Below are 24,202 nucleotides of genomic sequence, written 5' to 3'. Positions count from 1 at the left end.
AGCGGAGGATGTTTGGTGTCATGGGGAGAGAAACCAAAATGTTCCATAGAAGAGATACCAGAGCCGTTCGGGTAGGTGATTTAACGATCGGTGGCAGTAACGAAGTGATTATGCAAAGCATGTGTACAACGAAAACAGCTGATGTCAAAGCGACAGTAGCAGAAATTCTTCGCCTAGAAGAAGCTGGATGCCAGCTTGTGCGTGTGACGGTAAACAATAAAGAAGCCGCTGAAGCGATCAAAGAAATTAAGAAGCAAATTCATATTCCACTCGTCTCTGACATCCATTTTGATCATCGTTTGGCGTTGGCTGCGATTGAGAATGGGATCGATAAAGTACGTATTAATCCAGGTAATATTGGTCGCCGTGAGAAAGTCGAAGCGGTCGTTAAAGCATGTAAAGAACGCGGTATCCCGATTCGTATTGGGGTTAACGCAGGCTCCCTTGAGAATCATCTTCTTGAAAAGTATGGATACCCAACGCCTGAAGCTATGGTAGAAAGCGCTTTGTTCCATATCAACATTTTGGAAGAACTCGATTTCCATGATATCATCGTGTCCTTGAAAGCATCTGATGTCCCAATGGCCATTGCTGCGTATTCACAAGCTGCGAAGGCATTTAACTATCCACTTCATCTCGGGATTACAGAGGCCGGGACGCTCTTTACAGGGGCGGTGAAAAGCGCTGCGGGGATTGGGACTTTGCTTAATATGGGAATTGGTAATACACTTCGTATTTCTTTGAGTGCTGACCCGGTAGAAGAGATCAAGGTAGCGAGAGAGCTGCTCAAGACGTTTGGCTTGATTACGAACGCCGCGACGTTAGTATCGTGCCCGACTTGCGGTCGCTTAGATATCGACTTGTTCTCGATTGCTAATGAAGTTGAGGACTACATTGCCAAAATTAAAGTGCCGATCAAGGTATCTGTTTTGGGCTGTGCCGTAAATGGACCTGGTGAGGCGAGAGAAGCCGACATTGGCATTGCAGGGGCGCGTGGTGAAGGCATGTTGTTCCGTTACGGAGAAATGATTCGGAAGGTTCCTGAAGCTGAACTACTCAGTGAGCTGAAAAAGGAAATTGATATCATTGTGGCTTCTTATGAACAGACTGGGGTTATTCCTGGACGCAAGCAGCACTAAATAAATACATCGATAATAAAACCGTTAAAGAACTCTCTATGGAGTCTTTAACGGTTTTTTTGTATGCCTATGTGTATACGCATATTTGATGAGGAAGAGAAGCATAATGAGTAAAACTGGAAAGCATGCTCAATTGTCAGTATGTCTTTCTAAAGCAATAGCTGATGCTTACGAAGCCAGTTTTCTGACGAAAACTTTAGGAGGAGAAGAGGATGAAGATGTTTCCAGCGTTTGCATTATGTCGACAGGTGGCTCTTACCCTTATAGCGGGGACTATTTTGATTGCTAATCCAGGGTTGACAGCAGCAGAACCAGGTTTAAACTTACAGCAGCCCACTGGAGCTGTTACGAAGAAGGTAGCCATTGTCATTGATGACTTCGGCAATAACATGGAGGGGACAGCGGAGATGCTAAAGCTGCCCATTCCTTTCACAGTGGCTGTTATGCCCTTCTTGCCTTCAACGAAGCAAGATGCGCAGCTAGCCCATGACAGAGGACTTGAGGTCATCCTTCACCTCCCGATGGAGCCCGTAAGAGGGAAGAAGAGCTGGTTGGGTCCAGGAGCAATCACTACGGACTTGTCCAGTGAAGAAATCCACAAACGAATCATTGCGGCAATTGATGATGTTCCTTATGCCATAGGTATTAATAATCATATGGGTTCCAAGGCGACCGCGGACGAAAGAGTGATGAAAATCCTCATTGAGATTTGCAAAGAACGAAATCTCATATTACTGGATAGTCGAACGACTCCGAAGAGCTTAATTGGCAAGATTGCAGATTCACGCGGCGTACCGCATGCAGACAATCAGCTTTTCTTCGATGATTTGTATACCTATAGTCATATTAATAAGCAAATGGTCAAGCTGAAGAAATTAATACATGACAAAGATGAAGTGATTGCCATTGGGCATGTCGGGCCTCCCGGGAAGAAAACAGCTCATGTCATTCATGAGGCGATTCCAAGTATTCAAAAGGAAGCCACCTTTGTCCCCATTTCACAAATGGTCAAATAAACTACTTGGGATGCGTCATCGAGAAATATTGATCGACGGCATGTGTAATCGCTTTGGCAAGCTTGGCTTGGTGATGGCTGTCGTTTAAAAGCTTGCGATCCGCCTTATTTGATAAAAATCCGAGTTCAACAATGACGGAAGGGCATTTTGTAAACTTGAGTACATAATACTTTTTGCCAAGTACAGGGAGCTCTTCCGTACCATAAACTCTATTCAAATTGTCTTGCAGCAAACTGGCTATCAGAATACTGTCAGATTGATTTTGATAAATGACGAGTGGCCCGCGTGTGTTCGATTTCTTGGACCAATTGATATGCAGGCTGAGCATCATTTTCGGATTAATGGTATTGGCTAGACCGGAACGCTGTGCGAGATCTTTTCTGTGCCTACCTCCATATGACCATCTATTATCATCACTTAACGCATAATCCTCGGTGCGGTTTATGATAACACGATAACCTTTTTTAACAAGTGCTTTATACGTCTTTTTGGCGATAGCTAGATTCATATCTTTTTCTTCGTATTTACCAATCATGGTCCCGCTGTCGATTCCACCATGTCCTACGTCGAGAATAATGTCTGCGGTCGGAAGAAGAGGATCGTTACTAGCAGCCGCAGATATCTGCGAGTTAGGCGCACAAACAAATAGCGCAAGTACGATAATCAACAGGTATTGCTTCAAATCCCGCCACATCCTTTTTGCAAGAATAACTACCCTTATCCTTCTTCCGTAAGGAGGCAATCATACGTGATGCAAAAGTTTGCATAGATTGGATTAACCTTCTTTTACACGGGAATAATGGAAATTAGCAAAGGCAGATAGGCTAGAAATAAACGTAACTAATCGAAGATGACGTGTTTAAGGAGGTTCAACACATGAGTTTAAGTATCATTCTAATGGTCATTCAAGTGTTTTTTGCAGTTGTAATCGGGTTGTATTTCTGGAATTTACTGCGAAATCAACAGACGAACAAGTCTGCAGTGGATAGAGAGTCTAGGAAAGAATTGGAGAAATTACGTAAGTTGCGATCCATTTCATTAACCAAACCTTTATCTGAGAAAACAAGGCCTTCTTCTATGCAGGACATCGTTGGCCAAATTGAAGGGTTGAAGGCTCTGAAAGCGGCACTGTGTGGTCCCAATCCTCAACATGTGCTTATTTACGGTCCTCCAGGCGTTGGGAAAACAGCTGCTGCGCGCGTCATATTAGAAGAAGCGAAGAAGAATCAAGAGTCTCCATTTCGGCCTGACTCGAAGTTTACAGAGATAGATGCTACGACTGCCCGTTTTGATGAGCGTGGCATCGCTGACCCGTTGATTGGTTCCGTTCATGATCCTATTTATCAAGGTGCAGGAGCGATGGGCGTTGCCGGGATTCCTCAGCCTAAACCAGGTGCTGTTACGAAGGCGCATGGCGGGATTTTGTTTATCGATGAAATCGGTGAATTGCATCCGACGCAAATGAACAAATTATTAAAGGTGCTCGAAGACCGTAAAGTATTCTTGGAAAGTGCGTATTATAGCTCCGAGGATGCGAATATTCCAGGGTATATTCACGATATATTTCAGAATGGACTACCGGCAGATTTTCGTTTAGTTGGAGCGACAACACGCACACCAAGCGAAATCCCTCCGGCCATTCGTTCGCGTTGTTTGGAAATTTTCTTCCGACCGCTTCTGCCAGATGAGGTAGGAGAAATTGCACGGAAAGCTCTTGATAAAATTGGCTTCAAAAAATGTGAAGATGCGATCGATGTTGTGACGAGATATGCAACGAACGGTCGTGAGGCTGTGAATGTCATTCAATTGGCCGCGGGTATTGCTTTAACCGATAAGCGGGATGCGATTACCGCAGCAGACATTGAATGGGTTGTGAATTCTTCACAAATCCCGCCAAGACCAGAACGAAAAGTGCCAGCTCAACCACAAATAGGCTTCGTCAATGGTCTAGCTGTCTACGGCCCTAATTTGGGTACACTACTCGAGATTGAAGTTACGGCTATTCCAATTGCTGTTGCAGGTACAGGGAAATTCAATATTACAGGAGTCGTTGATGAAGAAGAAATGGGTGGCGGCTCCCGGACCATTCGTCGTAAAAGCATGGCCCGAGGTTCGGTTGAAAATGTGTTGACTGTGCTTCGGAAGTTAGGTTTTAATACGTCGGATTATGATCTGCATATTAATTTTCCTGGTGGTGTGCCGATCGACGGACCATCCGCAGGTATTTCGATGGCTACGGCGATTGCCTCTGCCATACATAAAATACCTGTAGATAACAAATTAGCAATGACAGGTGAAATGAGTATTCATGGGAAAGTTAAGCCCGTTGGCGGTGTTGTGGCCAAAGTGGAGGCGGCTTTCCAAGCTGGAGCTACTCGAGTCATCATTCCAAAAGAGAATTGGCAGGCGCTGTTTGTTGATTTACCTGGTGTTGAAGTTGTCGCAGCCGAAACAATTGAGGAAGTACTTTCAGCTGCACTCGGCATTGAGCTTCTTGATAATGTGATTCCATTACCTTTTGCTATGGAGAGAACTATTCCAGCTACAACTTTACCCATTCTACATGCCAATTCACAGCATACAATTGACTCTTAAAGGGAGGCTTTCCGTTATCTGACATGACGCGTCAGCTCTCAATTGGTGTTTTGTTTAGAGTTTTGTTAAAATGTAAAGGGCAACGTAGGGATAAAATCCCACATAGACAAGGTGAGACTTTGGACTTAAGGTTCAAGGATCCCTATTATTGGAGGTGCAGAGGATGGGGCCTGGAAAAATGAAGGTGCGCAGATTGCCGTTATTGCCTCTTAGGGGACTGCTAGTTTATCCGAGCATGGTTCTACACCTGGATGTAGGGCGAGAAAAATCGGTGAAAGCACTCGAGCGGGCGATGGTGGATGACAGCATGATTCTCCTCTGCTCTCAATCAGAGATCAACATAGAAGAACCAACAAAAGAGGATATTTATCGCATCGGAACCATCGCTAAAGTGCGGCAAATGCTCAAATTACCGAATGGTACGATTCGTGTTCTAGTAGAAGGCGTATTACGTGCTGAAATTGTAGAGTATTTGACGAATGACGAGTATTACGAGGTCACCGTAAAGGAATTGCCGGAGCAAGAAATTTCAGATCCTGAGATAGATGCTTTGATGCGAAGTGTGCTAAGTCAATTTGAGCATTATATCAATTTATCCAAGAAAGTGACGCCAGAAACACTTGCCGCGGTATCCGATATTGATGAGCCTGGGCGCTTGGCAGATGTGATTTGTAGTCATTTATCGCTGAAAATCAAAGATAAACAAGATATTCTCGAGACCGTTGATGTACGTGAACGGCTCGAGAAAATGCTTAATATTTTGAATAATGAGCGAGAAGTGCTCGAACTCGAACGCAAGATCAGCCAGCGTGTGAAGAAGCAAATGGAGAAAACCCAGAAGGAATATTATCTCCGTGAGCAGATGAAGGCGATTCAGAAGGAGCTAGGGGATAAAGAAGGTCGCGCAGGCGAAGTTGATGAATTACGCAATCAGCTAGCTGAAACCGAGCTTCCGGATAAGGTTCGCGAGAAGGTCGAGAAAGAGATTGATCGGCTCGAGAAGATGCCTGCAACCTCTGCGGAAGGCGGCATCATTCGCAATTACATCGATTGGTTGCTGGGGCTTCCATGGCATAAGCAGACGGATGACGATTTAGATCTAGATAAAGCAGAAGAGATTCTGAATGAAGATCATTTCGGCCTTGAGAAGCCGAAGGAGCGCGTTCTGGAATACTTAGCTGTACAGAAGCTAGTCAAGAAGCTTAAGGGTCCTATCTTGTGTCTAGTGGGTCCTCCTGGGGTAGGTAAAACCTCGATTGCTCGTTCCATAGCAAGATCAATGGGAAGACAATTTATTCGTATCTCACTTGGCGGCGTAAGAGACGAAGCTGAAATTCGCGGTCATCGTCGTACTTACGTTGGCGCTATGCCTGGTAGAATCATTCAAGGAATGAAGAATGCAGGTGCGAACAATCCGGTTTTCTTGTTAGACGAAATAGACAAGATGGCGATGGATTTCCGCGGAGATCCTGCCTCAGCCTTACTTGAAGTATTGGATCCCGAACAAAATAGCACTTTTAGTGATCATTTCATTGAAGTTCCTTTTGACTTATCCAACGTAATGTTTGTGACCACGGCGAATGCTGTGCATAATATTCCTCGTCCTCTGTTAGATCGGATGGAGGTTCTATATATTCCAGGTTATACGGAGATTGAGAAGCTCCAAATTGCCAAGAAATATTTACTTCCGAAGCAGAAACGTGACCACGGTCTTGAAGAAGAACAGCTTGTTGTTGATGAGGCTGCTTTGATGAAGATTGTGCGCGAATATACGCGAGAAGCAGGCGTACGTAATCTAGAACAACAAGTTGCAGGAATGAATCGTAAAGCAGCCAAAAAGATCGTATCGAACCCTGAAACACCTGTTCATGTAACAGTAGACAACTTGAGTGACTTTTTAGGTCCTGTTAAGTTTAAATATAATGTTGCTGAAGAGAAGGATCAGATTGGTGCAGTTACAGGTCTTGCTTGGACGGAAGTAGGGGGAGATACACTCGTCATCGAGGTATCTGTGTTGCCTGGTACTGGCAAGTTAACCTTGACGGGTAAGCTAGGTGATGTAATGAAGGAATCTGCACAAGCGGCTTTCAGTTATACACGTTCGCGAGCTGAAGTCCTTGGCATTGCTCCAGATTTCCATGAGAAAAATGATGTGCATATTCACATTCCTGAAGGTGCGATTCCGAAGGATGGTCCATCTGCTGGTATTACGATGGCTACTGCATTAATCTCCGCTTTGACGAACATCCCAGTCTCACGCTTAGTAGCAATGACTGGTGAAGTAACGCTTCGCGGCCGCGTGCTACCTATCGGCGGCTTGAAGGAAAAGGCGCTAGCTGCACATCGTGCAGGTATTCGTACAATCCTCTTACCTCAAGACAACGAGAAAGATATTATCGAAATTCCAGAAAGTGTCCGTGCAGAGATGACATTCATCCCTGTCAGTCACATGGATCAAGTGCTGGAACATGCGCTTATCAAAAATAAGCCGACGGCTAACGTCGGATCGACTTAGAAAGTAGTTGAACATTCATGAAAGTCAATCAAGCTGAGTTTATCATCAGTGCGGTTGGACCTAGCCAATATCCAGAGGATGCCTTGCCAGAGATAGCGCTGGCAGGGCGTTCTAATGTCGGGAAATCGTCACTCATTAACTGTTTGATTTCTCGTAAAAACTTAGCTAGAACCAGTTCTCAACCGGGCAAAACACAAACTCTTAACTATTATAAAGTGAATCAGGACTTATATTTTGTTGATCTTCCCGGATATGGCTACGCGAAGGTATCCAAAACCAAGCGTGAGCAATGGGGCAAATTTATTGAAAGCTATTTATTGAATCGGGAGCCTTTGCGCCTTGTGATGCAGCTAGTCGATCTGAGACATCCGCCATCCAAAGATGATCAAGCGATGTACGAATGGCTTCGCCACATGGATGTACCTGTTCTTGTCGTTGCGACCAAAGCGGACAAGATTCCTAAAAGCAAATGGCCCAAACATTTGAAGATTGTACGTGAAACATTAGGGATGGATAAAGGAGTTCAACCGCTTATGTTCTCTTCCGAGCTAGGGCTTGGCAAAGATGAACTGTGGGGAATTCTAGAGCAAGCGATTGCTTATGGCGAGCCGGAGCCTCAAACCGACGAAGGTCTTACCGCTGTAACCGATCCGCAACCGTCCTAATCACAGGGCGGTTTTTTGCGTATTTTTGAGGAAAGCGTTCAAAGATAGAGGAAATCAAAAAGAAGCATACGGGAAAGCGAGGTAATCTGGGGGAAATTTAATGGCATTCCAGTTTATCAAGCTTTTTTCAGAATATTTGGCTGATTATCATGAATTGCTGGCAGGAATAATCGCAACTCTTGTAGTATAATAATAAACAAGGTAATAGTTAATGGCTTGAAAACAAAGAATCGAGGGATTTTTATGGCACAAAGGTTAGCGACTGAATATGTCAAAACCTGCCTCCAGTTAACAGAAGCCGATATGTTGAAGTTTTTTCAAATGTTTGTGGACCATCAAGTGACACTGCAAGTCAAAGTTTTGGAAAACGGGAATCAAGAAGTTGTTTTTCAAGATGGCGAAGGTCAAGAAATCGTCCTTTCATTTGAAAAGAAATCGGGCCTATATGAATGCACAGGATCCTGCAGATTAAGTAATACCTTATTAGCTAATTTAATGCGTAAAGCAGTATCGGAATTCAAAGGCAGCGCGAAAGTCAACCGAATTTATCCTAGTTATACAATGGTTTATTACTATGAACGCGGAACTGTTGTGAAGATCGAGGAAATCAAAGGTCAACTCTTAACGATTGTTTACGAGCACAAAGATACCATTGGTCTTATGCAGATGATGTTCCAGAAGAGAGAAGTTGAGCAAGAAATTGAAATGATCTATGATCAAATCAATCATCTTCTTGATATGCGTAACATGCTGCAGGCAAGGGATGAACACCAACAGATCGACATTCGCCTCAATGAGCTAACACATCGTTTGTTCGTTTTGGAGGCATAATCACCCATACATGACATAATTGTGGAGACCCATTTTTGGGTCTCTCTTTGTTTTGAAGCACAAGCGACGGCTTTGCGACATAATTTAGATATGGCGTCGATGTGACAGTTAGCGTTTAGCTAAAAAAAACTATTGCATTTCTCGTCGATAGATGTTATTTTTATTCTCGTTGAAACAATATAGGAACCAGGATTCACTCAGGACATTGAATGTTGCGAGAGATTATACCCTCGGGAAGTGAATGACGTAGGTCCTAGCGGATGAAATTTTTTTCACACATTTTATTCCTAGGAAGGGGGAACCGAAAGATGGAAACAGAATACTCAACTTTCGGAAGACACGTTGCTGTTGATACTTGGGGGGTAGATTTTGAACTTCTGAACAATGCAGAATGGCTGCAAGCTCAGATGGTTGAAGCTGCCGAGGTATGTGGAGCAACTGTTTTATCTGTACAATCCAAGCAATTCGAACCACAAGGAGCAACAGTTCTTGTTATGTTGTCCGAGAGTCATCTCTCCATTCATACTTATCCTGAGAGAGGTTTTGCCGCACTTGATTGTTATACATGTGGTGAGACAGTCGACCCTCAATTAGCAATCGACTTTATGGTGTCCGTACTAAAACCAGAAACGTTCTATGCGAAGAAACTTGTTCGCGGAATGGGTGAACTACAAGTAGAAACTCCTGAAATAAAGCAAGCAGAGCTTGTTAAATAAAATTCTGCAAATTGATAATAACGATAACCACGGAGAAATCCGTGGTTATTTGTTTGTTCAGATACCCATACAATGATATTGGTGATACATGTCCAGTTCACTTGGAGTGGGGGGAAGATGCTTGAAGCAGAAATTAATTAGAAAAACAGTGCTCTATGTTTTTGTACTCTTTCTGATCGTTTGGCCTATATATCAACTTAGCCAAATGTTAGGTCATCATAAGGATAAAGAAGACCATGATGCAACGCATTTACTCTTTCAAGTATCTTTATTTCAAATGGAAATCGTGAAGAGCAGCTTGGAAGAAGCCTCATTGAGTAAAAGCACAAAAGAGTTGGATCCAGTGAAACAAGCGTTGTATTCAGCCGAATACACACATGAGCGACTTATTTTAGCTGCTGGAGGAAGTGAGGAGTTAAGTTCGCTTAACTTCATGACCCAATTAAGCCAATACATACAAAGGTTACAGCTTGGGGGCGTCAGAGCCTTAAAGCCGGATGAAACGTTAACATTGAAAGAAACCCAGAAGCAATTCAGCGAAGTGTATGAGATATATGAGAAAATGATGGCGTCCAACGGCGATATCATCTCGTCTCAGAATGAAGAATTATCGAAACTAGATCGGGATATGACCACCTTTTTAAGAAAAAAAGGTCTGCAATAGGGGATTCTGCCTGGATTCTGTCTGGATGAGGTATAGAGGAGCAAAGAGCTGTTAAAACTAACGAACAGACCCAAAGCATTCATAATTTATTCAAATATTTTGTCGGAATGTCGGTATTGCTGTGCTATAATGATTCTAAATAAAACGAAAGGCAGGTGGTAACGTTGCATATTATCGCAGTTGGTTTGAATTATCGGACAGCCCCGGTAGAAATTCGTGAAAAGTTTGCGTTCTCAGATCAAGATTTACCCAAGGCAATCGCTGAATTGAAAGAGACGAAAAGTATTCTTGAATGTGTTATTGTTGCCACCTGCAATCGCACCGAAATTTATGCCGTCGTGGATCGACCTCAATTGTGCAGTCATTACTTGACGCATTTCCTTGAGCGTTGGTTTCATGTGAAGAAGGATGAGTTCCAGAAGCATTTATATACGTATGAGAATGACAAAGCAAATGAGCATTTGTTCCGTGTAACAACCGGGCTTGATTCGATGGTCATTGGGGAAACTCAGATTCTCGGACAAGTAAGGGATGCTTTTTTAGCATCTCAACAATTGAAAGCAACAGGCTCTTATTTCAACACGTTGTTTAAACAAGCAATCACACTTGCTAAGAAAGCACATTCGGAAACGGGCATTAGTAATAACCCAGTCTCCATTAGCTATGCAGCCGTAGAACTCGGAAAACGGATTTTCGGAAGCTATGTGAACAAGACGGTTATGATTATTGGTGCAGGTAAGATGAGTGAGTTGACCGTGAAGCATCTCTATGCGAATGGTGCAAACAAAGTTATCGTTGTGAATCGCACGTTGGAGAGAGCTATGGATTTAGCGGGTAAATTCAATGGTGTGGCCAGCACACTAGAGGAAATGTCGAAATATTTACCCGAAGTAGATATCATTATTAGTTCAACGGGTGCACCAGGCTATGTTTTGACGAAGAAAGATATTCAGACATATGTGCAAAAAAGAAAATCACGCCCCCTCTTTATGATGGATATCGCAGTTCCGCGGGATCTGGATCCTGAGATTAGCGGCTTGCCGAACGTGTTCCTGTATGATATCGATGATTTGGAACATATTGTCGATAAACATTTGCAGGAGAGAAAGAAAGAAGCGGCTAAGATTGAAGTTATGATCAATTCGGAAATTGCCGCCTTTGACCAATGGACGAAGACACTTGGCGTAAGCCCATTGATTAGTGCGCTACAAACGAAAGCGAATCAAATTCACGAAGAAACCATGGAGAACATGCTGAACAAGCTGACAGATCTGGATGAACGTGAAATTAAGGTGATTCGCAAATTAACCAAAAGTATCGTGAATCAAGTATTGCGCGATCCGATTCTACGGATTAAAGAAATGGCTGGCGAGCGTCATGGCGATGATGCCCTCGAAATTTTCACCAAGCTTTTCGCATTAGAAGATACGCTAAAACAACAAGAACAGGCAGATCAAATAGCACAAGAGCTAGAGTCCGGATTTAACAAAGTGGAAAATAAACAAACAATGGACGAGAAACTGTCCGTTCGTGGTTTACAGAATGCGGATGTTCTAGCCCCATCTTGATATATAAGATCGTAAACGAACTCGCCCTAATGGGAGAAGTAGAAGTCGTTTATCTCAATTAAAAGGCGCTAACCGCCTAGGAGAGGTGCCATGGTTACAAGCAGCTGGTTGTTTGATGCGATGATTTATATGTATGCCCTGAGCCTACTGTTTTACTTTTCGGATTTCGCGAATGCGAGCCGGAGCGCGAAACGGATGGGGACGGGGCTGCTTTTGTTTGTATGGGTTTTGCAAACCGCTTACTTGGCTATCAGTTTATATGGTCATTTAACGGAATGGGCTTTCGTTCGGTCAGATGTACTGTTCATGTTTTCATGGCTTCTAGTCACGATATCACTCATAATCAACCGCTTTTTCCGTATTGAATTGTTTGTGTTCTTTGTGAATGTGCTTGGTTTTGCAATTCTGGCACTGAATATCTTTGGAAACCCGAATGTAATGCCGATTAAATCCAATTGGGACATCAATGATGAGCTATTATTCATTCATATTTCGTTAGCTATTGGCAGTTATGCCGCATTTTCGATTGCCGCCATTTTTTCAGGGATGTACATATTTTTACATACAAGGTTGAAGAGTAAGAATTTCTCTCAGGCTGTCATGAGGCTGCCGTCGCTTGAGAAAATTGAGCATTATACGTATTTGTCGGTCATTATTGGAGGGCCGCTGCTTCTGATGGCTTTGAGTCTTGGCGTGGTGTGGGTCGTGCTCGAAGGCAACCAAAATCTTCTCTATGATCCTAAAGTAATCAATTCTTTCTTCGTGTTAGCCGCATACGCGTTTTACTTATTTCAACATAAATCCATGCGGATTTCGGGGAATAAGCTAGCTGTTTGGAATCTGGCAGCTTTCTGTATCGTCGTGTTGAATTTTGTTGTTTCGAACCTTGTCTCTGATTTTCATGGGTGGATATGGAGCTAAATAGTTGGCAGCATCCTTACCCAATTATGATGCATTTAGCGGGGCGACGGTGTCTGATTGTCGGCGGAGGTCCGATTGCGGAACGGAAATTACGTTCGTTGCTTGGGGCAGGGGCAGAAGTGACAGTTGTCAGTCCGGCATTCACGACGGGTATTCTAGAGCTTGAGTTTCAACCGAATGTGATCGTGAAGAGACAGTCCTATGATCCAGCGATATGGACAGCTCATGACGAAGCACGCTTTGCCTTAGTCATCGCGGCAACGAATGATGCGCTTGTTAATAGGCAGATCGCACAAGATGCGAATGGATATGGCAGCCTAGTCAATATTGTTGATCAACCAGAGATAAGTTCATTTATTTTACCTTCTGTCGTTCGTCGAGGTAAGCTGGTGATTACGGTTTCTACAGGAGGAGCAAGCCCTTCGGCAGCACGTAAAATTGCCAAAGAGCTCGACAATGCCTATGGTGATGAGTACGAAATCTATTTGGATTTTCTCACCGATACGCGCTTGTTGATTCAGAACCATGTGAAGAATAAAGAAGCTAGGCAACGCTTATTTAAAGAAATGTTGGCCTGGGATCTCATGCCATTAATTCGTGAAGATACTTTTGAAGACTGGAAACAGAAGTTTTACATCGCATTACATAGCGCCGCTTGGATGCAAACGCAAGAGCAGGGAGAAAGTGAACTGCCTTCTTGGTCTTTCATCAATGAGATTGGGCAGCACGTATAGGAGGCGGAGACGAATGAAAACGATTATTGTAGGGACAAGACAGAGTGCCTTGGCACTCACTCAAACAGGACAAGCCGTGGAGCTCTTGAAACAGCTTGCGAAAGAGCATGGCATCGAATGTCAATTTGAAATTAAGAAAATTGTAACGAAGGGCGATCGTATTCTGGACGTCACGTTATCCAAAGTCGGAGGCAAGGGCTTGTTCGTTAAGGAAATCGAACAGGCGCTGACAGACGGCGAGATTGATATCGCCGTTCATAGCATGAAGGACATGCCTTTCGAGTTGCCGGAAGGCCTCATTGTAGGCGCGATTCCCAAGCGCGAGGATGCGCGTGATGCGCTGATCACGCGTGGCGGCAGTTCGCTGGACGAGCTGCCGCAGGGCGCGCTCGTCGGCACAAGCTCGCTGCGCCGTGCTAGTCAGCTGCAGCACTACCGCCCAGACCTCCGGATCGAGTCGATCCGGGGCAACATTGATTCGAGGCTGCGCAAGCTCGAAGAAGAGAACTTCGATGCGATTATGCTTGCCGCCGCCGGTTTGCACCGGATAGGCTGGCAAGATCGCATAAGCAGCTACTTGCCGCCCGAGGTATGTCTCCCTGCCGTAGGGCAGGGAGCGCTGTGCATCGAGTGCCGCGGCAACGACACCTTCGTGCTGGACTTGCTGGGCAAGTTCCAGCATGAGCCAACGGCGCTCGCGGTGCGAGCGGAGCGGGCTTTCCTCGGCAGACTCAACGGAGGCTGCCAGGTGCCGCTCGGCGCTTACGCGAGCGTGAACGAGACAAGCAGCGGGGACGCCCCGCTGCTGACCCTGACAGGCATGGTTGGGACGCCGGATGGCGTTACCATGCTGAAGGAAACAGCTTCCGGGACTGATCCGGAAGCGTTGGGTGCGCTAGTTGCGGATATGCTCATCGCACAAGGAGCTGAAAAGATTCTAGCTGAGGTGAGGGAGTGATTGCTATGAACAAAGGAAGAGTTTTTCTTGTTGGAGCGGGTCCAGGGGATCCTAAGCTCATCTCGGTACGCGGGATGGAAGCGATCCAAAGAGCAGATGTCATCGTGTATGATCGACTGGCGAATCCACGCTTATTGAAACATCGCAGACCGGAAGCAGAACTCATCTTTGTTGGCAAGCTGCCAGATAAACATATATTAAAGCAAGAAGAAATCAATCAGTTGCTTGTGGATTTAGCCTTACAAGGGAAGGTTGTTACACGTCTTAAAGGTGGAGATCCAAGTGTTTTCGGGCGTGTAGGGGAAGAAGCGGAGCTACTGGCCGATCATGGTATAACCTATGACATTATCCCAGGAATCACCTCTTCCATTGCCGTTCCAGCTTATGCGGGTATTCCTGTTACTCATCGTGATTTCACATCGTCTGTTGCGATTGTAACAGGCCATGAGTACCCGAACAAAACTTACTCCAGCCTGAACTGGGAGCATCTAGCCAAAGCGATTGGCACGATGGTATTCCTGATGGGTGTTGCCAATCTGGAGCAAATATGTCGCGAATTGATTCGTTGCGGGAAGCCGCCAGAAATGCCAGTCGCTCTAGTAAGATGGGGAACGTGGGCGGATCAAGAGACGATTACAGGTACACTTGCAGATATCACAGAAAAAGTAAGAGCAGCGAACTTTAAATCTCCAGCCGTCATTATTGTAGGTGAGGTAGTTAAGCTTCGTGAGAAGCTCGCTTGGCTGGAGAAGAAGCCGCTGTTTGGTAAACGCGTGCTCGTTACGAGAGCGCGCAGCCAAGCAAGTGAGCTTGTGGATCTGATCGATGATTTAGGCGGAGAGCCTGTAGAATTCCCGGTTATCCGGCTGCAACCGCCAAGTCGGCCTGAAGCACAACAGGAACTTGATCTCGCTCTCAACAGGCTGCAGGAATTTGACTGGATTTTACTAACGAGCGCGAATGGCGTTGAATTCTTCTTCCGCAGAATGCGTGAGCTGCATATTGATGTCCGCAAAATGGGGAATGCGCGTATTGCTGCCGTAGGTCCTAAGACGGCTGAAGCGCTCGCTGAGCGTGGAATCATCGCAGACGTCCTACCAGCTAAGTTCCAAGGGGAAGGCATCCTAGATGCCATTCAAGGGGATTTGAACGCTGGTCAGAAGGTGTTATTGCCGACAGCAGACTTGGCACGTGATTATTTACCTTCCAAACTGAAGGAGCTAGGTCTCGAAGTGACGGAAGTGGATGTATATGAGAATGTGCTTACTACCGATGACGGAGATGAGATCATTCACCTTTTACAAAATCAAAGCATTCATATTATAACTTTTACAAGTTCATCTACTGTTACAAATTTACTCGAAGCGCTGAAGCAGCTCGGCACGGAAGATCCGCTATCGTTGCTGCAAGGTGTAGAGATCGCAGTGATTGGTCCCAAAACGGCAGAAACCGTTATTGGGGCGGGTCTGTCGATTACATATATGGCTAAAGAAGCGACAGTGGCTTCTTTGGTACAAAGCATGATTCAAGGAGGCGGAAATCCATCATGAGTTTTCCAATCGTTCGTAACCGCCGCTTACGCGGTAATGCAGCCATTCGTAATCTTGTTCGTGAGAATCAAGTAACGGTTAATGATGTCGTTCAACCGATATTTGTTACTCATGGTACAAATGTAAAATCAGAAATTGCCTCTATGCCGGGTGTGTACCATTTCTCACTAGATCGCGTGAAAGAAGAAATCGATGAAATCACGCAATTGGGCATCCAAGCAATTCTCTTGTTCGGTGTACCCGATTATAAAGATGCAACCGGAACATCCGCATTTATGGATGACGGCATCGTTCAGCAAGCAACGCGTTTTATTAAAGAGCTCAACCCTAATTTGTTGATTATCGCAGATACGTGCTTATGTCAATTTACCGATACAGGTCATTGTGGCGTCATTCATCACCACCCGATCACAGGGCAAGCGGATGTCGCGAACGATCCATCTCTGGAACTGCTCGTTCGTACAGCTGTGTCACAAGCCAAAGCAGGTGCTGATATTATCGCACCTTCCAATATGATGGATGGCTATGTACAAGCGATTCGCTCTGGATTGGATGAAGCTGGTTACGAGAACACGCCGATCATGGCCTATTCGGTTAAATATGCATCAGCTTACTACGGCCCTTTCCGTGATGCTGCGCATTCTACACCGCAGTTCGGCGATCGGAAAACCTATCAAATGGATCCGGCTAATGGCCGTGAAGCTCTTCGTGAAGCAGCAAGTGACGTTGTCGAGGGCGCTGATTTCCTAATGGTGAAGCCAGCACTCGCTTATATGGATATTATCCGCATGTTGAAGGATAATTTCGATTTGCCAGTTGTCGCTTACAATGTGAGCGCAGAGTATGCCATGGTGAAAGCTGCTGCTCAGCAAGGCTGGGTGAATGAAGAAGCGATTGTGATGGAAACGATGACAAGCTTCAAACGTGCGGGAGCTGACATTATCCTGACATATTTCGCCAAAGATATAGCTCGCTACTTGCAAAAGTAAGGTGATCGTGAACCATTTGTCCTCTGTGATCTATAACGGAGTTCGGGTGGTTCTTTTTGTCATACTTTTGTCGCAATAGGTAAGCTTACGTTGGTTGTGAGAGGGGTATAATTAGGGCATAATGGATGAGAATAGATGGAAACAAGAGGAAGGTGCCTCATGAGTTATAACGATAATTTTATTAAAGCATGCCGGAAAGAACAGGTTGATACGCTGCCCGTGTGGTATATGCGTCAAGCAGGTCGTTACGACCCCGATTACCGTAAAATCAAGGAAAAGTACTCTTTGCTCGAAATTTGTCAACAACCAGAGCTTGCAGCTGAAGTAACGATGATGCCGATCAAAAAACTTGGCGTAGATGCCGCGATTTTGTACTCGGATATCATGAATCCCGTAGCTTCGCTTGGTGTTGATTTTGATATTGTCAAAGATATCGGTCCAGTGATACATACGCCGGTTCGTACAGCACAAGATGTTGAACGACTTCGTCCGATTGATGTGGAGAAGGATTTGTCCCACATCCTTCAAACGATTCGTATTTTAGATAAAGAATTAGAAGTTCCACTGATTTCGTTCGCAGGAGCCCCTTTTACAATTGCTAGCTATTTGATTGAAGGCAGACCTTCCAAGAGCTATATCCGCACCAAGACAATGATGTATTCGGAGCCAACCGTCTGGTTCGCGTTAATGGATAAGCTTGGGGATATGGTCATCACGTATCTACGTGCGCATATCGCCAATGGGGCGAAAGCAGTACAAGTATTTGATAGCTGGGTGGGTGCACTCTCTCCAGCCGATTTCGACGTCTATGTACGGCCTACGATGATGCGAATCTTCAAGGAGCTGTCCGATTTAAAGGAACCGAAAATTTATTTCCCAGGCGTCAGCTCGGGTGAATTATTGCCGTATTTGACGACGATTCAAGCAGATGTGATTGGCTTGGACTGGCGGGTACCGATTTCTGTGGGTCGTGAACGACTTCAGAACCGATATGCGGTACAAGGAAACCTGGATCCTTACATTTTAACAGCGCCGATGTCCGTGATTGAAGCGCAAGCAAAAGCGATCATGGATGAAGGGATGAAGCAGCCGGGGTTCATTTTCAACTTAGGACACGGCCTATTCCCAGAAGCATCGCTGGAGAAATTGAAAGAATTAACAACATTCGTTCATGCCTATTCTCATTCCGTTTTAACCCAGCAAGCAGGAAAGAGTGGTGTTTAATATGAGCCAAAAGCGAATTGGTGTGTTAGTCATGTCGTACGGTACGCCGGAAAGCTTGGATCAAGTTGAAGCGTACTACACACATATTAGACGTGGTCATCCGCCGACGCCTGAGCAATTACATGAATTAACGACGCGTTATGAGGCCATTGTTGGTGGCTTCTTCCCGCTGCGTGAAAATACGAATAAACAAGTAAAAGGACTCGAAGCTACACTTCGTCAAGAGCATCCTGAGCTTGAATTCATCTGCTACCAAGGTCTTAAGCACGCTCAGCCCTATGTAGAAGACGGCGTTGAGCAAATGGCTAAGGACGGCATCACAGAGGCTGTCGGGATCGTTCTAGCGCCTCACTACTCGACGATGAGTGTCGGTGGCTACGTGAAGAGAGCGAAGGATAAAGGGGAAGAACTAGGTCTTAAGATGACTTTCGTTCTGGATTATCACCTCCATGGGAAGCTGTTGGATGCTTTACAGACACGGGTAGAGGCCGCTTTGGGGAAATTTGCTGAAGCCGATCGTGATCAAGTGCGCGTTATCTTTACAGCACACAGCTTGCCAGAGAAAATTCTGGAGATGAAGGATCCATATCCAGATCAATTGTTGGCTACCTCCAAAGCACTAGCAGACAGGGTCGGTCTAACGAACTGGCAGTTTGGATGGCAAAGTGCAGGACAGACGGCGATGCCGTGGTTAGGTCCGGATATTTTGGACGTTATGCGTACAATTAAGCAAGAAGAGGGCGTAGATAAAATTCTACTCTGTCCAATCGGGTTCGTTTCCGATCATTTGGAGGTTCTGTACGATATCGATATTGAAGCACAAGCGCTCGCGAAAGAGCTGGGTGTTCATTTGGAACGGACAGCTTCGCTCAATACTGATCCCCTTTATATGGAAACCTTAAGTGATGTTGTGTACAAGAAATGGCAAGAGGCAGCGAGTTCGCAATGAGTAACCAAGTGCCTCATTATTTGATTATTGGCGGGGGTATTACGGGGCTAAGTGCTGCTTTTTATTTGAAAAAGCGGTTGGAAACTGAAAACGACGGAGGTGCCCCCTTTCGTATTTCTGTCGTCGAGAAATCACCGTCATTTGGCGGGAAAATTCATACCGTTGTACGTGACGGTTTTGTCATTGAAAAGGGGCCTGATTCCTTCCTTGCGCGTAAACGTCCCATTATTGATTTGGCGTATGATCTTGGCTTAGAGAACGAGCTGACTGGCACGAATCCGAAAGCCAAGAAAACCTACATTGTTCGTGGGAGAAAGCTGCATCGCATGCCTCCGGGCTTGGTTCTAGGGATTCCGACGCAAATGACGCCTTTTATGAAGACGGGTCTTATTTCACCGCTCGGCAAGCTTCGCGCCGCTATGGACTTGATTTTGCCGAAGCGGGATATGGACGCAGATGAGTCGCTTGGGCATTTTCTGGAGCGCCGATTAGGCAAGGAAGTGCTAGAACGCATTGTAGAGCCGCTGCTTGCAGGGATTTACGCGGGGGATACGTATAAGTTGAGCTTGAAGTCCACGTTCCCGCAGTTTCGGGCTATGGAGCAGAAGAACCGAAGCTTGATTCTGGGCATGATGGCTAGTCGCAAAAATGTGACCGAGGAAAGCGCGCATTTGCCTGCGGCTGTTCGCAATTCGGTATTTGTAACGTTTAAGCGAGGGTTGCAATCGTTAGTGAATGGTTTAGTAGACGCTTTAAGTACGGTGGATTTACGTGCGGGTGTTGGTATTGTCTCTGTGCGCAGTGTAGCGGAGGGACAAACAGAGGTTGTCTTCGAGGATGGTCAGCGTGAGATTGTTGACGGGGTCATTGTGACGACGCCAACGTTTCAAGCGGCGAAGCTGCTCTCAGAGCTGCCGGCAGCTAGTAAGCTAGCGAAGATCGATTACATCTCCGTAGCCAATGTGATTATGGCGTTCGAACGTAAAGATATTCCATTTGAGCTGGATGCCTCTGGTTTCCTAGTTCCCAAGCATGAGGGCTATACCATTACAGCTTGTACGTTAACCTCAGCGAAGTGGCTGCATGCTGCCCCTGAAGGCAAGGTGCTGCTGCGTTGTTATATTGGTCGTTCTGGTGAACAAGAATGGCCGGCATGGTCCGATGAGCAATTAATAAGCAAAGCGCGACAGGATATCAAAGATCTCCTTGGGATCACGGCTGAACCCGGATTCGCTGAGGTAACAAGGTTGATGCATTCCATGCCGCAATACCCTGTTGGGCATTTAGAGGAGATCGCTGATTTCAAAAAAGCACTTCTAACAGCCATGCCGCGCGTCGTGGTTACGGGCGCAGGGTTCCATGGTGTCGGTCTGCCCGATTGTATACGGCAAGGCAAAGAGGCGGCGAATCAGCTTGCTGAGATTGTCCTTGCATCCAAGCTCCAAGATGCTGCTGTAAAAGTGATATAATCAACGGAGCTTGGTTAACTCTAATGTGAATTCAGAGGCAGAGATGCTTAGGATTTTCTTCTCTTCGAGATCACGAATGACTTGCATGAGGGTTGATTTCTGAACACCTGCAAGTTGCGAGATTTCATCATAGTTCAGGACAAGCTTAATGACGATTGTGGTGCCTTTACGTAGACCATGCGAGTTCGCCATTTTGATTAACGTTTTGATAACCCGTGTTCTTGCATCTAGGAAGGTCAGATCAAAGACTTGTTGATTCGTATCGCGCAGACGATTACTGAGTTCTTGCATGATTCCTAGGCTAATGTCAAAATGATTACGAAGCAATTCAAGGAAGCTATTGCCGGTTATCGTAAGAAGTGTGCATTCTTCTAAGGTTTGAGCCGAGGCAGACCGGGGTTTGCCATCAATGAGGGACAGCTCCCCGAAGCTTTCGCTGGATTTGCAGATCGAAAGTATTTTCTCCTCACCTGCCTGGCTTGTTGTGTAGATTTTAACGGAACCGCTAAGAACCATATAGAAGACAGAGCCGATTTCTTTCTCTTGAAATAAAATCGTACCTGTTTTATAAGTACGTCTTGTACATATTTCAACAAGGGCGTTCAATTGATGCTCGTTTAGTTGGGCAAATAAAGGAACTTTCTTGATAAGCTCTAGCATAGGTTGTACCGCCTTTGTAGGTAGTTATTGGTAGGTGTGACCTCATTTTATCACAAGATCACGTCATTGGGGGCTAAATAATGGGAAATTCGAGCAGAATCGACAAACGATCAGCAGCCGCTTTTCAAGAATCAAGAAAGCTGATTCCTGGAGGTGTGAACAGTCCAGTTCGCGCTTTCAAATCGGTTGGCTTAACACCGTTATTCATGGAGAGCGGATCTGGCTCGCGGGTAACGGATATTGACGGGAATACGTTTATTGACTACGTAGGTTCATGGGGACCTCTTATCGTGGGGCATGCGCATCCCAAGGTTTTGGAAGCAATCCACGCAACAGCTATAAAGGGGACAAGCTTTGGAGCACCGACGTTGCTCGAAACCGAGATGGCGAAGCTTGTCATTGAACGTGTACCCTCCATCGATATGGTTCGCATGGTTAATTCGGGGACTGAAGCAACCATGAGTGCGTTGCGACTGGCACGCGGGTTCACGAAGCGAGATAAAATCGTCAAATTCGAAGGAAGCTACCACGGGCATGCAGATGCCTTGCTGATTAAGGCTGGGTCTGGGGTTGCTACGCTTGGATTGCCAGATAGTCCTGGAGTACCGAGCAGTGTTGCATCTAACACGATTACAGTCCCTTATAATGACTTGGATTCGGTGAAGCTGGTTTTTGAAAAGTTTGGTGAAGAAATCGCCGCGCTTATCGTTGAACCTATTGCAGGGAATATGGGGGTTGTTCCTCCAGCGACAGGCTTCTTGCAAGGTCTACGAGACATTACCAAGCAATATGGCTCATTGCTGATTTTCGATGAGGTTATGACGGGATTCCGCGTGCATAAGAACTGTGCACAGGGGTTATACGGTGTAACACCTGATTTAACTTGCCTAGGTAAAGTTATCGGCGGCGGGCTTCCAGTAGGTGCATATGGCGGTCGCTTAGACATCATGGAACAAATGGCTCCTGCGGGTCCGATTTACCAAGCAGGTACGCTATCTGGTAACCCACTTGCCATGGCGGCTGGTTATGCAACGCTATCCTTACTAGGCGAGCCGAATGTGTATGAGGAGCTTGAGCGCAAGTCGGCTAGACTAGAAGCAGGCTTCACTGCGAATGCGGCTGAGTTCGGTATATCTAGCACAATTAATCGTGTAGGTTCGATGGTTTGTCCATTCTTCACGGAGACGTCTGTGACGAATTATGAGACAGCCAAAACATCAGACCTTGGTCGATTTAATGCCTATTTCGGTCATCTGCTGGATCTGGGTGTTTCTGTTGCACCTTCGCAGTTTGAGGGCATGTTCGTGTCTACTGCGCATTCTGATGCGGATATTGAAACGACGATCGAGGCTCATCGCGAAGCATTGAAACGATTATAAAATAAGGGGCTGCCCTCCGTAGAAATTTCTACGTGAGAGCAGCCCCTATTCATATTAGTTAGGTTTAACTGTTGGTGATGTGGATGTTGATGCGTTTGGTGAAGTCTCCGTACCATTCGTAGCTGGCTTCGGTGTAGGACTCGGCGTAGGCGACGTTGTTGCGGGCGTCGTTGGCTTCGTAGTACCACCAACGGGATTGGTATTCCCACTACTTGGCGTTGGTGTTGGTGTTGGAGTTGCTGTAGGGTTGCCTGTAGTTGTTGGTGTAGGGCTAGTTGTATTCGTCGGTGTACCAGATGATGGCTTATCAGTCGTGTTAGGTTTAGTCGAATTGGTACTTGAAGGCGAAGATGAACCGCCAACCTTACCTGGTTCCGTCGAATTTTCTGATTTTGGAGATGGTGTAGGTGTTGCTTTCGGCGTTGGTGTAGGTAATTTACCTTGTGCCTTTAGTTCTGCTTGTTCTTTCAGGAATTCAGGGTGAGTAGAAGCACCGCCTGCATCAATCGTCGTCAAACCAGCCCACACGTTCTTCACTTCGACTTTCTCAGGATGATCGAACACTAAGAAAGCTGAAGGTAAACGACGCTCGCCATAACGGCTAGATGGTTTTGTAATGAGTGCATTATTATAAACCATTTCAGAAGATGCTCCACCGTCAAGGAATCCGGCATTGATTACGTCGTCTTCTAAGAATAAATCCTGTACTTCTTTCAGTGTAGCTCCGACACTTGAAGTTTGACGGCCATCGATAACGATAAAGATAACCGTGCCGTCTGCTTTTTGGCCAACCGCTGTACGCGGTGCACGTCCCCAACCGCCATCACCGCTAGTAATTAGCGGTTTGCCATTTGCGATAACTCGCGGATAGAAGGAAACTGCTTCCGAGACACCTAGTTTCAATAAATCGTTAATCGTATACTTACCGATAATGAGAGTTCCTTCTTTAGTGAAACCGACGATTTGTTGTGGGTTGCTTCCCTCTTGGTCGGTATAAAGGATTTCACCACCGGACATAATAGCACCAATTGGGGCAAATCCGTTTCCAAGGCCGTCAGGATCATTGAATCCTCCGCCGTTGACACCTGCGACAGCTCCAGTTCTCTCTACCATGGCTGTAATTCGTTCGCCTTCACCTTGCTTGGCAGGAACGACAACACGAATAGAACGTGGGTCATATACATACATCCGTTTACCCTTCCAAAGGGTGCCAGAAATGTCTTCAACTTTGACCAGACTCTCAATAGGTCGATTCGTATTGAACTGAACAGCTTCAATATCTTGTTTCTCGATCGAGTTGACTTCAGTTAAATTTTGCATCTCAAGAACCATCTGATCTCTGCGCTGTGCGCCTACGAAAATCCATGCCCAGTCACGATGTTGCGTTGTGATGACCGTTTTGGCCAAATACTCACGAATGTAAGTCCCTGGCGGGGTTAGAAATAAAAAGGTCGAACTTAAAAATGTACATACTGCTATAACAAGTAAAGTCCGCTTCAGCCAACTATAATTTCGAAAATGATTTGCAATTGAACTACCCAAGGTAAACCTCTCCTGCTCTATTAATAAATTGATAGAAAATGTCGAAAAAAAACAATACAAGACTAATAGTATCATATTTTTGCATGCAAATGGTAATGGTAATTGTTAAAATAAAGTG

The 24,202-nt window shown here is 45.5% G+C and carries 21 protein-coding genes; 18 read left to right on the top strand and 3 right to left on the bottom strand.

Features of this window, described 5'->3' with window-relative positions; translation table 11 throughout:
* The first annotated feature begins 38 nt into the window (after positions 1-38).
* On the top strand, positions 39-1,139 hold the full coding sequence (gene ispG, locus AC58QG_RS29670) for a flavodoxin-dependent (E)-4-hydroxy-3-methylbut-2-enyl-diphosphate synthase (RefSeq protein ID WP_497269068.1): 1,101 nt from the start codon (positions 39-41) through the stop codon (positions 1,137-1,139).
* Positions 1,140-1,357: 218 nt separating this feature from the next.
* Positions 1,358-2,155, top strand: coding sequence for a divergent polysaccharide deacetylase family protein (locus AC58QG_RS29665; RefSeq protein WP_497365732.1), 798 nt, complete (start codon positions 1,358-1,360; stop codon positions 2,153-2,155).
* Position 2,156: 1 nt separating this feature from the next.
* Here the strand turns inward: AC58QG_RS29665 and AC58QG_RS29660 are convergent, their stop codons facing one another.
* A complete protein-coding gene (locus AC58QG_RS29660) occupies positions 2,157-2,837 on the bottom strand; it encodes an N-acetylmuramoyl-L-alanine amidase family protein (protein ID WP_497365666.1) in 681 nt (226 codons plus the stop codon).
* Positions 2,838-3,031: 194 nt separating this feature from the next.
* On the opposite strand from AC58QG_RS29660, the gene lonB reads away from it, so the two are divergent.
* From lonB to hemG, 15 genes are all read left to right on the top strand, one after another.
* On the top strand, positions 3,032-4,750 hold the full coding sequence (gene lonB / locus AC58QG_RS29655; protein ID WP_497365665.1) for an ATP-dependent protease LonB: 1,719 nt from the start codon (positions 3,032-3,034) through the stop codon (positions 4,748-4,750).
* A gap of 163 nt (positions 4,751-4,913) precedes the next feature.
* Positions 4,914-7,265, top strand: coding sequence for an endopeptidase La (gene lon / locus AC58QG_RS29650; RefSeq protein ID WP_497365664.1), 2,352 nt, complete (start codon positions 4,914-4,916; stop codon positions 7,263-7,265).
* Positions 7,266-7,282: 17 nt separating this feature from the next.
* Positions 7,283-7,930 (top strand): ribosome biogenesis GTP-binding protein YihA/YsxC, encoded by a 648-nt coding sequence (gene yihA / locus AC58QG_RS29645; RefSeq protein WP_497365663.1) that lies wholly within the window; start codon positions 7,283-7,285, stop codon positions 7,928-7,930.
* Positions 7,931-8,173: 243 nt separating this feature from the next.
* Positions 8,174-8,761, top strand: coding sequence for a hypothetical protein (locus AC58QG_RS29640; protein WP_056610308.1), 588 nt, complete (start codon positions 8,174-8,176; stop codon positions 8,759-8,761).
* Between the two features lie 308 nt (positions 8,762-9,069).
* The gene (speD, locus tag AC58QG_RS29635; protein ID WP_056610310.1) at positions 9,070-9,477 is read left to right on the top strand and encodes an adenosylmethionine decarboxylase; all 408 of its coding nucleotides are present in this window, start codon (positions 9,070-9,072) and stop codon (positions 9,475-9,477) included.
* A 121-nt stretch (positions 9,478-9,598) separates the two neighbouring features.
* On the top strand, positions 9,599-10,141 hold the full coding sequence (locus AC58QG_RS29630; protein ID WP_497365662.1) for a hypothetical protein: 543 nt from the start codon (positions 9,599-9,601) through the stop codon (positions 10,139-10,141).
* A gap of 164 nt (positions 10,142-10,305) precedes the next feature.
* Complete coding sequence (gene hemA, locus AC58QG_RS29625) at positions 10,306-11,709, top strand: glutamyl-tRNA reductase (RefSeq protein ID WP_497365661.1); 1,404 nt, start codon at positions 10,306-10,308, stop codon at positions 11,707-11,709.
* Between the two features lie 90 nt (positions 11,710-11,799).
* A complete protein-coding gene (locus tag AC58QG_RS29620) occupies positions 11,800-12,630 on the top strand; it encodes a cytochrome C assembly family protein (protein ID WP_497365660.1) in 831 nt (276 codons plus the stop codon).
* Positions 12,631-12,656: 26 nt separating this feature from the next.
* Entirely contained in the window at positions 12,657-13,364 is a 708-nt protein-coding gene (locus tag AC58QG_RS29615) for a precorrin-2 dehydrogenase/sirohydrochlorin ferrochelatase family protein (RefSeq protein WP_497365659.1), read from the top strand.
* Between the two features lie 13 nt (positions 13,365-13,377).
* A complete protein-coding gene (gene hemC, locus AC58QG_RS29610; RefSeq protein WP_497365658.1) occupies positions 13,378-14,322 on the top strand; it encodes a hydroxymethylbilane synthase in 945 nt (314 codons plus the stop codon).
* Between the two features lie 5 nt (positions 14,323-14,327).
* Positions 14,328-15,872: a uroporphyrinogen-III C-methyltransferase gene (gene cobA, locus AC58QG_RS29605; protein WP_497365657.1), complete on the top strand. Its 1,545-nt coding sequence runs from the start codon at positions 14,328-14,330 to the stop codon at positions 15,870-15,872.
* On the top strand, positions 15,869-16,861 hold the full coding sequence (gene hemB, locus AC58QG_RS29600) for a porphobilinogen synthase (protein WP_497365656.1): 993 nt from the start codon (positions 15,869-15,871) through the stop codon (positions 16,859-16,861). Before cobA ends, hemB begins: the two co-directional genes overlap by 4 nt.
* A 159-nt stretch (positions 16,862-17,020) precedes the next feature.
* Positions 17,021-18,085, top strand: a complete 1,065-nt coding sequence (hemE, locus tag AC58QG_RS29595; protein WP_497365655.1) for a uroporphyrinogen decarboxylase — start codon at positions 17,021-17,023, stop codon at positions 18,083-18,085.
* A gap of 1 nt (position 18,086) precedes the next feature.
* Positions 18,087-19,034 carry a ferrochelatase gene (gene hemH, locus AC58QG_RS29590; protein WP_497365654.1) on the top strand — a complete coding sequence of 316 codons (948 nt, stop codon included), beginning with the start codon at positions 18,087-18,089 and terminating at the stop codon, positions 19,032-19,034.
* Positions 19,031-20,503, top strand: coding sequence for a protoporphyrinogen oxidase (gene hemG, locus AC58QG_RS29585; RefSeq protein ID WP_497365653.1), 1,473 nt, complete (start codon positions 19,031-19,033; stop codon positions 20,501-20,503). Before hemH ends, hemG begins: the two co-directional genes overlap by 4 nt.
* On the opposite strand, the gene AC58QG_RS29580 is transcribed toward hemG, so the two are convergent.
* On the bottom strand, positions 20,504-21,163 hold the full coding sequence (locus AC58QG_RS29580) for a Crp/Fnr family transcriptional regulator (RefSeq protein WP_497365652.1): 660 nt from the start codon (positions 21,161-21,163) through the stop codon (positions 20,504-20,506). It lies immediately after the preceding gene.
* Between the two features lie 80 nt (positions 21,164-21,243).
* Between AC58QG_RS29580 and hemL the strand changes: the two genes are divergently transcribed.
* On the top strand, positions 21,244-22,542 hold the full coding sequence (gene hemL, locus AC58QG_RS29575; RefSeq protein ID WP_497365651.1) for a glutamate-1-semialdehyde 2,1-aminomutase: 1,299 nt from the start codon (positions 21,244-21,246) through the stop codon (positions 22,540-22,542).
* A gap of 54 nt (positions 22,543-22,596) precedes the next feature.
* Here the strand turns inward: hemL and AC58QG_RS29570 are convergent, their stop codons facing one another.
* Positions 22,597-24,084: a phosphodiester glycosidase family protein gene (locus AC58QG_RS29570; protein WP_497365650.1), complete on the bottom strand. Its 1,488-nt coding sequence runs from the start codon at positions 24,082-24,084 to the stop codon at positions 22,597-22,599.
* Between the last annotated feature and the right edge of the window lie 118 nt (positions 24,085-24,202).

The organism is Paenibacillus sp. J22P169, from assembly GCF_059691995.1.
The sequence above is the reverse complement of the archived record's forward strand: the minus strand, read 5'-3'. Positions and strand labels throughout refer to the sequence as shown.

What these genes read in the sequence shown, in the direction of transcription:
- hemC (WP_497365658.1), top strand. Translation starts at nt 13,378, where the DNA reads ATGAAAACGATTATTGTAGGGACAAGACAGAGTGCCTTGGCACTCACT.
- hemL (WP_497365651.1), top strand. Translation starts at nt 21,244, where the DNA reads ATGGGAAATTCGAGCAGAATCGACAAACGATCAGCAGCCGCTTTTCAA.
- ispG (WP_497269068.1), top strand. Translation starts at nt 39, where the DNA reads ATGTTCCATAGAAGAGATACCAGAGCCGTTCGGGTAGGTGATTTAACG.
- hemH (WP_497365654.1), top strand. Translation starts at nt 18,087, where the DNA reads ATGAGCCAAAAGCGAATTGGTGTGTTAGTCATGTCGTACGGTACGCCG.
- lon (WP_497365664.1), top strand. Translation starts at nt 4,914, where the DNA reads ATGGGGCCTGGAAAAATGAAGGTGCGCAGATTGCCGTTATTGCCTCTT.
- hemE (WP_497365655.1), top strand. Translation starts at nt 17,021, where the DNA reads ATGAGTTATAACGATAATTTTATTAAAGCATGCCGGAAAGAACAGGTT.
- lonB (WP_497365665.1), top strand. Translation starts at nt 3,032, where the DNA reads ATGAGTTTAAGTATCATTCTAATGGTCATTCAAGTGTTTTTTGCAGTT.
- yihA (WP_497365663.1), top strand. Translation starts at nt 7,283, where the DNA reads ATGAAAGTCAATCAAGCTGAGTTTATCATCAGTGCGGTTGGACCTAGC.
- hemG (WP_497365653.1), top strand. Translation starts at nt 19,031, where the DNA reads ATGAGTAACCAAGTGCCTCATTATTTGATTATTGGCGGGGGTATTACG.
- AC58QG_RS29665 (WP_497365732.1), top strand. Translation starts at nt 1,358, where the DNA reads ATGTTTCCAGCGTTTGCATTATGTCGACAGGTGGCTCTTACCCTTATA.
- AC58QG_RS29620 (WP_497365660.1), top strand. Translation starts at nt 11,800, where the DNA reads ATGGTTACAAGCAGCTGGTTGTTTGATGCGATGATTTATATGTATGCC.
- hemB (WP_497365656.1), top strand. Translation starts at nt 15,869, where the DNA reads ATGAGTTTTCCAATCGTTCGTAACCGCCGCTTACGCGGTAATGCAGCC.
- AC58QG_RS29615 (WP_497365659.1), top strand. Translation starts at nt 12,657, where the DNA reads ATGATGCATTTAGCGGGGCGACGGTGTCTGATTGTCGGCGGAGGTCCG.
- cobA (WP_497365657.1), top strand. Translation starts at nt 14,328, where the DNA reads ATGAACAAAGGAAGAGTTTTTCTTGTTGGAGCGGGTCCAGGGGATCCT.
- AC58QG_RS29580 (WP_497365652.1), bottom strand. Translation starts at nt 21,163, where the DNA reads ATGCTAGAGCTTATCAAGAAAGTTCCTTTATTTGCCCAACTAAACGAG.
- speD (WP_056610310.1), top strand. Translation starts at nt 9,070, where the DNA reads ATGGAAACAGAATACTCAACTTTCGGAAGACACGTTGCTGTTGATACT.
- AC58QG_RS29640 (WP_056610308.1), top strand. Translation starts at nt 8,174, where the DNA reads ATGGCACAAAGGTTAGCGACTGAATATGTCAAAACCTGCCTCCAGTTA.